Annotated in this window: 9 protein-coding genes; 6 read left to right on the forward strand and 3 right to left on the reverse strand. The window is 35.7% G+C overall.

The annotated features are described in order from the left end of the window. The first annotated feature begins 124 nt into the window (after positions 1 to 124). The gene (gene lysA, locus ACIFOT_RS04915; RefSeq protein ID WP_430062422.1) at positions 125 to 1,429 is read left to right on the forward strand and encodes a diaminopimelate decarboxylase; all 1,305 of its coding nucleotides are present in this window, start codon (positions 125 to 127) and stop codon (positions 1,427 to 1,429) included. A 39-nt stretch (positions 1,430 to 1,468) separates the two neighbouring features. On the opposite strand, the gene ACIFOT_RS04920 is transcribed toward lysA, so the two are convergent. After that, on the reverse strand, positions 1,469 to 2,332 hold the full coding sequence (locus ACIFOT_RS04920) for a DUF1002 domain-containing protein (protein WP_430062425.1): 864 nt from the start codon (positions 2,330 to 2,332) through the stop codon (positions 1,469 to 1,471). 447 nt (positions 2,333 to 2,779) lie between these two features. Between ACIFOT_RS04920 and ACIFOT_RS04925 the strand changes: the two genes are divergently transcribed. Next, entirely contained in the window at positions 2,780 to 3,130 is a 351-nt protein-coding gene (locus ACIFOT_RS04925; protein WP_430062427.1) for a GNAT family N-acetyltransferase, read from the forward strand. A gap of 26 nt (positions 3,131 to 3,156) precedes the next feature. Here the strand turns inward: ACIFOT_RS04925 and ACIFOT_RS04930 are convergent, their stop codons facing one another. After that, positions 3,157 to 3,678: a DUF309 domain-containing protein gene (locus tag ACIFOT_RS04930; protein WP_430062430.1), complete on the reverse strand. Its 522-nt coding sequence runs from the start codon at positions 3,676 to 3,678 to the stop codon at positions 3,157 to 3,159. Between the two features lie 108 nt (positions 3,679 to 3,786). Beyond that, positions 3,787 to 3,876: a YjcZ family sporulation protein gene (locus ACIFOT_RS04935; protein WP_223591584.1), complete on the reverse strand. Its 90-nt coding sequence runs from the start codon at positions 3,874 to 3,876 to the stop codon at positions 3,787 to 3,789. Between the two features lie 186 nt (positions 3,877 to 4,062). On the opposite strand from ACIFOT_RS04935, the gene ACIFOT_RS04940 reads away from it, so the two are divergent. From ACIFOT_RS04940 to ACIFOT_RS04955, 4 genes are all read left to right on the forward strand, one after another. Next, positions 4,063 to 4,833 (forward strand): segregation/condensation protein A, encoded by a 771-nt coding sequence (locus ACIFOT_RS04940; RefSeq protein ID WP_430062434.1) that lies wholly within the window; start codon positions 4,063 to 4,065, stop codon positions 4,831 to 4,833. Then, positions 4,820 to 5,407, forward strand: coding sequence for an SMC-Scp complex subunit ScpB (scpB, locus tag ACIFOT_RS04945; protein ID WP_430062436.1), 588 nt, complete (start codon positions 4,820 to 4,822; stop codon positions 5,405 to 5,407). The genes ACIFOT_RS04940 and scpB overlap by 14 nt, the downstream gene beginning before the upstream one ends. Before the next feature lie 93 nt (positions 5,408 to 5,500). Continuing rightward, positions 5,501 to 5,920, forward strand: coding sequence for a hypothetical protein (locus ACIFOT_RS04950; protein WP_430062439.1), 420 nt, complete (start codon positions 5,501 to 5,503; stop codon positions 5,918 to 5,920). Between the two features lie 31 nt (positions 5,921 to 5,951). Then, positions 5,952 to 6,440 carry a DUF3907 family protein gene (locus ACIFOT_RS04955; RefSeq protein ID WP_430062441.1) on the forward strand — a complete coding sequence of 163 codons (489 nt, stop codon included), beginning with the start codon at positions 5,952 to 5,954 and terminating at the stop codon, positions 6,438 to 6,440. Positions 6,441 to 6,485 lie beyond the last annotated feature (45 nt).

Below are 6,485 nucleotides of genomic sequence, written 5' to 3' on the forward strand. Positions count from 1 at the left end.
AATTAAATATAGGAATTAGTGCAAAAAAATAGGCAGTTTCTATGCGGATTCTGTCTATTTATTTATTATCTTTTATGATTGTCTACATAAAATGTAGTGAGTCGTTATGGAGAGAGGGAAGGGAATGTTTTTTTACGGGACAACAGGTGTAAATAAAAATGGAAATTTAGAAATAGGCGGGGTTGATGCCCTTGAACTGGCACAGCAATTTGGGACTCCGTTATATGTTTATGATGTGGCGTTAATGAGAGAAAGAGCGCGTGGGTTTAAACAGACTTTTGAAGACCAGCAAGTAAAGGCTCAAGTTGCTTATGCCAGTAAAGCATTTTCGACAGTTGCCATGGTGCAGCTGGCAGAAGAAGAAGGGTTATCACTGGATGTTGTCTCCGGCGGCGAATTATTTACAGCGATTGCTGCAGGATTCCCAGTTGAGCGAATTCATTTTCATGGAAATAACAAAAGCAGAGAAGAATTAGAAATGGCATTGGATCATGGAATTGGCTGCATTGTTATCGATAATTTTTTTGAAATGGAACTTTTAAAATCGATTTGTTTAGAGAAAAAGGCCAATGTAAATATATTATTAAGGATTACGCCGGGAATTGAAGCCCATACCCACGATTATATTTTAACGGGTCAGGAGGATTCCAAATTTGGTTTCGACCTGCAAAATGGACAAGCGGAACAGGCCTTAATATCGGCTCTACAATTTGAATATTTTAATGTCCTTGGACTTCATTGTCATATTGGCTCGCAAATTTTTGAAACCACGGGTTTCTTGCTGGCAGCTAAAAAAATTGTTGAAAGAATGGCAGATTGGAAAAACAAGTTTGCCTTTGATGCAGAGGTTTTAAATTTAGGCGGAGGCTTTGGCATTCGATATACAAAAGAGGATGAACCGATTCCGCCATCGCAATATGTTAGTGAGATCATAAAAGAAGTAAAAAATTTGACGGCACAATACTCGCTAAAAATGCCGGAAATATGGATTGAGCCAGGACGTTCGCTAGTCGGAGATGCTGGTATTACTCTTTATAAAATTGGGTCTTCAAAAGAAGTTCCTGGGGTTAGAAAATATTTAGCGGTGGATGGCGGAATGAGCGATAATATCCGTCCAGCCCTTTATCATGCAAAATATGAGGCTGTTCTTGCTAATAAGCCCTTAGCACAGCCGAACGAAACAGTTTCGATAGCAGGGAAATGCTGCGAATCAGGAGATATGTTGATTTGGGATTTGCCTTTACCTGAAACGGACAATGAGGATATTCTCGCTGTATTTTGCACAGGTGCTTACGGCTATTCCATGTCAAACAACTATAACCGCATACCGCGGCCGGCTGTCGTTTTTGTTGAAAACGGGAAGGCCACTCTTGTAGTAAAAAGAGAGTCTTATGAGGATTTAATTAGACACGATCTACCACTAAAATAGAAAAAAGCTGCCGTATCTTCGGCAGCTTTTTCAACTTTATTATGAAAAAAGTGATTTAATAGCATCAATAAGCGAAATGAAAAATTGTTTTAATTTTTCTAAAAATCCTTGACCTTCCTCCGATTGAAGGAATTTTGGAATGCGGTCTTTTGCTTTGTTTAGCTGATCTCCTACCTGATTCCAGTCAATGTCCAAACCTTTTAGCTTATTAAAGAGGTCAATCAAGCGTTTCATTTGTTCTTCAGTTAGGGTAATGTTTAATTCCTTGGCTGCCTGTTCAATTATGCTTCGCAATTCTGCATCATTTTTTGGTTTCTTCTTGGCGATTTCCTCTTTTACTTTGGCGATTAATGCTGCAGCATTTTTTTCACCGATAGAATCACCAAGCTTGGCTGTTTCTACCATTTCCTGGTTAGCAGCTTGTTTGACTTCCTCAGGAATCGTCTTATCAGCCGAGATTTCATATGCTTTAATAATCCCTGTTAAAGCTGCGGTTCCAGAAACAGAAATTGGAGCTGTAATGTAGATGTTGGCATCCTTGACTCCTGCTGTAATTAGGGCGTTAACAAACATTTCATCAGTAACCCAATTTATATTCTTTGTTTTAACCGTTATGCCGGCACCTTTAGGAGCTATGGTGATGGATGAGGAAGAAATCGCCTTAGTTCCAATGAGTGATTTAGCTACATATTTCCCTAAATATTGGTGCTCCTCCTGATTCGATACGGTCACGATTTGAACATCTTTCGGAGCATTCATTTCTCCGAGTAGAGAATCCTTTTGTTCTGCCGATAAATTTTCTCCCAATGTTACAATCATGTCACCTTCAGCTAAATCCGCATAGCTTTGGATAGGGAATGTGAACATAATAGCTGCCATTAGGAGAATTAGAAATTTTTTCATATTATCCTCCTTGAAAATTACCTTACCTTAATAATATATCCGATTTCATAAAATATAACGAAAAAAACCATTTAGAAGTTTCATAGAATTAATATTAATTTAGTAGATGAAATGGATTATTTTTGTCATATAGTGTAGAATGAAGGTCGAGCAAGAACTCTTTTGGAGGAACCTTATTCATGAAAAAAGGCAACTGGATATTGTTTGGTATTCTTATTGGTCTTTCTGTTATCTGGGGAATCATCTATTGGATGTTTATTGGACCCAAGCAATAGTAATTTTTATCATTGATGATTGTCCTAGAATTATGTATGATGGTTGTTAGTGAAACATTATTATTTTAACTACATATAATGAATAAATGTTTATTATTGATTTATTAGGAAAAAATATACTATTGTTAAACCAAAATTCTCATCGGTTTATTTAATATAATGAGGGATCTAAATGTTAATTCGATATAAGAAAGCATTCGAAAAAATTGCAATGGGTTTATTGTCTTTTATGCCAAATGAAAAGGACTTAAAGAAACTTCAGCAAACGATGAAGGAATATGAAACAGAAGAGAATTGGCAGCTGTTTTTATGGAAGGAAGAAGATATTATTGGGCTTCTTGGCGTTCTATATCATCGTGAAACAAATGCTCTTGAAATACAGCATATTTCCGTAAATCCCTCCCATCGCTTTCAAGGGGTTGGAAAAAGAATGGTTCAAGCACTAAGAGAAATGTATACAGATAGAGAAATTATTGCAAATGAAGATACAGCTTCATTTATTGAAAAATGTAATTTTTGCTAGTTTCACACAAAAGAGCAGCGAATACATTATTCGCTGCTCTTTCGCATCGTTAAAGAACGATATCTTTCCTCAATTACCTCTGTTCTGTCTCTTAATTTATGGCGGTCGACCAGGTCCACGTTGGTGATATCACTTTCTTTCCCCCATAGGAAGCCCTGCTCTTCACAAAATAATTTGCACCTCTCAATTAGGGATGGATCACTTAGCGGCAAATTGATGCTTATATAATCTTCTTTCCCTTTGATGACTGATAGTTGCTTCATTAATAATTCATGAAGAAGCTGTTGATTAAGGCCAAGACTAGTTACTGTGACTGTTTTTGATTCTAATATTTTTATTGCTTTTTCTAATGTTCTTGTCGCCCCATTATAATTTCCGCGGCGGTGATGATAGCAAGATACTGCCAATTGTATAAGACCAACCCAAATGGACTTTTTGTTACCTGGGTCAGTTTTTTTCCAATATTCTTCAAGGATCTCATGACACTCAAAATAATCTCTGTCACCATGAAAGTGGGTTAAAAATTGAATATATTCTATCGGGTACAAAGTATCCCCCCTAAAAAAGAATTTATGTATAGTTTATCATAAACTATCTAAAAAGCCCGTCAACCATGACGGGCTTCTAGTTCTAATCAATTTTTCAAGGTTAGTGCCTTAGTAAATCCAGGAAGCACCTACGATAATTAATAAAATGAATAGAACTACAATTAAAGCAAATCCGGCACCATATCCGCCATCAGCCATATTAAATACCTCCTAAAAGTTTTTGTTCTTTTCCTTGTCATCATATGTAGGGTATTTGTCCATTGATTGGGCAAACATCATGATTACATAATAAAGCTGTTATGATTTGATTTTTCTATTGGATAACCTAGATTGAATCCTCTATACTATTAATAGTCTAAGTAAAAAGAATTTTGGTGAGATACGATGCCATATCAGGTGAAAATTGATGCATTTGAGGGGCCGTTGGACTTGCTCCTTCATTTAATTAATCGGCTCGAAATTGATATTTATGATATTCCAGTTGCCCAAATTACGGAGCAATACTTGTTATATATTAAAACCATGAACGAATTAAAACTCGATGTAGCCAGTGAATATTTAGTAATTGCGGCAACTTTACTGGAAATAAAGAGTAAAATGCTGCTGCCAAAGCATGAAGAAGAATTTAATGAGGATGACGATGAGTTTTCCTATGAGGAAGACCCAAGGGATGAGCTTGTAGAACGTTTGATTGAGTACCGGAAATATAAAGAGGCTGCCCATGATTTAAAATCAATGGAAGAAGAACGGGGTCTTATGTACACAAAGCCGCCAAGTGATTTGTCTGATTATGTAAAAGATGTCCGACCAGAAAAGACAGAGTTAAATGTATCCTTATATGACATGCTAGCGGCTTTTCAAAAATTATTACGAAGGAAAAAGCTGCAGCGTCCGATGGCAACAAAAATTGCGCGGCAAGAGATATCAATTGAGAAAAGAATGACAGAAATACTAGATGAACTAAAACAGTTAAAAGGAAGGAAGAATTTTAACGAATTATTTCCTTACCCGGCAAAAGACCATATTGTCGTCACTTTTTTAGCCATATTAGAGCTGATTAAAAGAAAAGAAGTTGACGTCGACCAGCAAGAAAATTTCGGTGAAATTTTTATAGAAGCTGTAAAGAAAGGAGCAAATGTGGTTGGAAATTATTAATTGGAGCAGTATTCTTGAAAGCCTCTTATTTGCAGCCGGCGATGAAGGCCTTTCACTTAAACAATTAGCAGAAGTCTTAGAAATAGATGAAATAAAGGCAAATGAAATTATTGAGGTTTTAAAGCGGGAATATGAAGAGGATGAAAATAGAGGAATAATTATTGTACAGCTTGCTGGAACCTATCAACTGGCAACGAAGAAGGAAAATGCCCCTTATTTAAAAAAGCTGGTGGATTCCCCTAATAATTCGACTCTTTCCCAAGCTGCACTGGAGACTCTGGCAATTATCGCATACAAACAGCCAATCACACGTGCTGAAATTGAAGAAATTCGCGGTGTGAAAACAGAAAGACCGTTGCATACACTTGTATCAAAAGCATTAATTAAAGAAGTAGGCCGCGCTGAAGGAACAGGAAGAGCTTATTTATATGGTACAACGAAAGAGTTTCTTGATTATTTTGGATTAAAAAGTGTTGATGAGCTACCCAAGCTTCCAGAAAAAGTGGAAGATGATTTTATTCAAGAAGAAGCAGATTTATTTTTTGAGAAATTCCAAGAAACAATTAACTCTTAAATACAATCAAATCAACAGAATTTATGCTAAAATAAATATAAGTTTTCAAATTTTTTCAAATGGTTGTGCATTTCGATAAGGAGCGGGTTTAAGTTGCTAATTAAAGAGTGTAAAGGGTTCGAATTAGAAAAAGAAAAATCCAATACCTCAGAGGATTTTTTTAACAGAAGTGAAGTGACATTCATTGAAAATGGGGAAGAAAGGACGCTCCACGTTTTATATGTAAGGTATTTTGATGAGTGTCTTCAAGAATTTTCACCGTACACAACGGATCCTATTATGACAGAACAAGGCCTTGATGTGACTTTTAAAGATATCGTTGCCCTTGTATGTTTATTGAAAAATCCTGGCTTACGCGGGCGCAAACGTCTTTATCTTAGTTCAAAGTATGAATTTGCATCATATTTTCAAGATATTGATTTTAAAAAATTACCTGAAGTTTTTCAGTCCCTTAAGCAGAAAAATAGTTTTGAGATTAGTTCTCCGCTAGAGTTTATAGTACAGCCTAAATAAATTCAAATTGAAAAATTCCAGGGGGTAAATAATGGGAAATTCATTAGTAAAATCTCAGCTTAATGATGTGAAAGGTTTTTTAACTAAGACCATTTTAACATTAGAGGAATTCTTAAATGAAACAACGATTAAAGGGTTCAATCTAGAAAATGAAGAAGATCAATCATATATTAAATTAATTTTTTCAAATCTAAGAAAACTAGTTGTTTATAGCGAAGAGGGTTTGGAAGCTTGTTCTGTCATTTTGCAAAGTGAACCTTTTCAAAAAGCAGCAGCTGAAAAAACATTATATAAGATTTACCACAATTGTATCGAGGAGTTTTTTGCTCCTAAAAATGATGCTTGGTTCGAAAATAGCCGGTCTGCTTATACTGGCAGAAACGCCATTAAATACTATCGAAATGTACCAGAAGCAGTAAGTCTTCTGATTAAAAGTCTTGAAGGCGAATTCCAGCGGATTAGAGAAGAACTTGAATATTATGAAACGGATTACCGGACAAAAATGATTCAATCTAAATAGAAGGCTTTGTTAAATGCCATTGTTAATTTTTTAACATTGTTGATT

The sequence above is a fragment of the Neobacillus sp. NRS-1170 genome (assembly GCF_050468025.1).

Coding starts and splice junctions, on each gene's coding strand:
- ACIFOT_RS04940 (WP_430062434.1), top strand. CDS start 4,063: ATGCCATATCAGGTGAAAATTGATGCATTTGAGGGGCCGTTGGACTTG.
- lysA (WP_430062422.1), top strand. CDS start 125: ATGTTTTTTTACGGGACAACAGGTGTAAATAAAAATGGAAATTTAGAA.
- ACIFOT_RS04920 (WP_430062425.1), bottom strand. CDS start 2,332: ATGAAAAAATTTCTAATTCTCCTAATGGCAGCTATTATGTTCACATTC.
- ACIFOT_RS04955 (WP_430062441.1), top strand. CDS start 5,952: ATGGGAAATTCATTAGTAAAATCTCAGCTTAATGATGTGAAAGGTTTT.
- ACIFOT_RS04935 (WP_223591584.1), bottom strand. CDS start 3,876: ATGGCTGATGGCGGATATGGTGCCGGATTTGCTTTAATTGTAGTTCTA.
- ACIFOT_RS04925 (WP_430062427.1), top strand. CDS start 2,780: ATGTTAATTCGATATAAGAAAGCATTCGAAAAAATTGCAATGGGTTTA.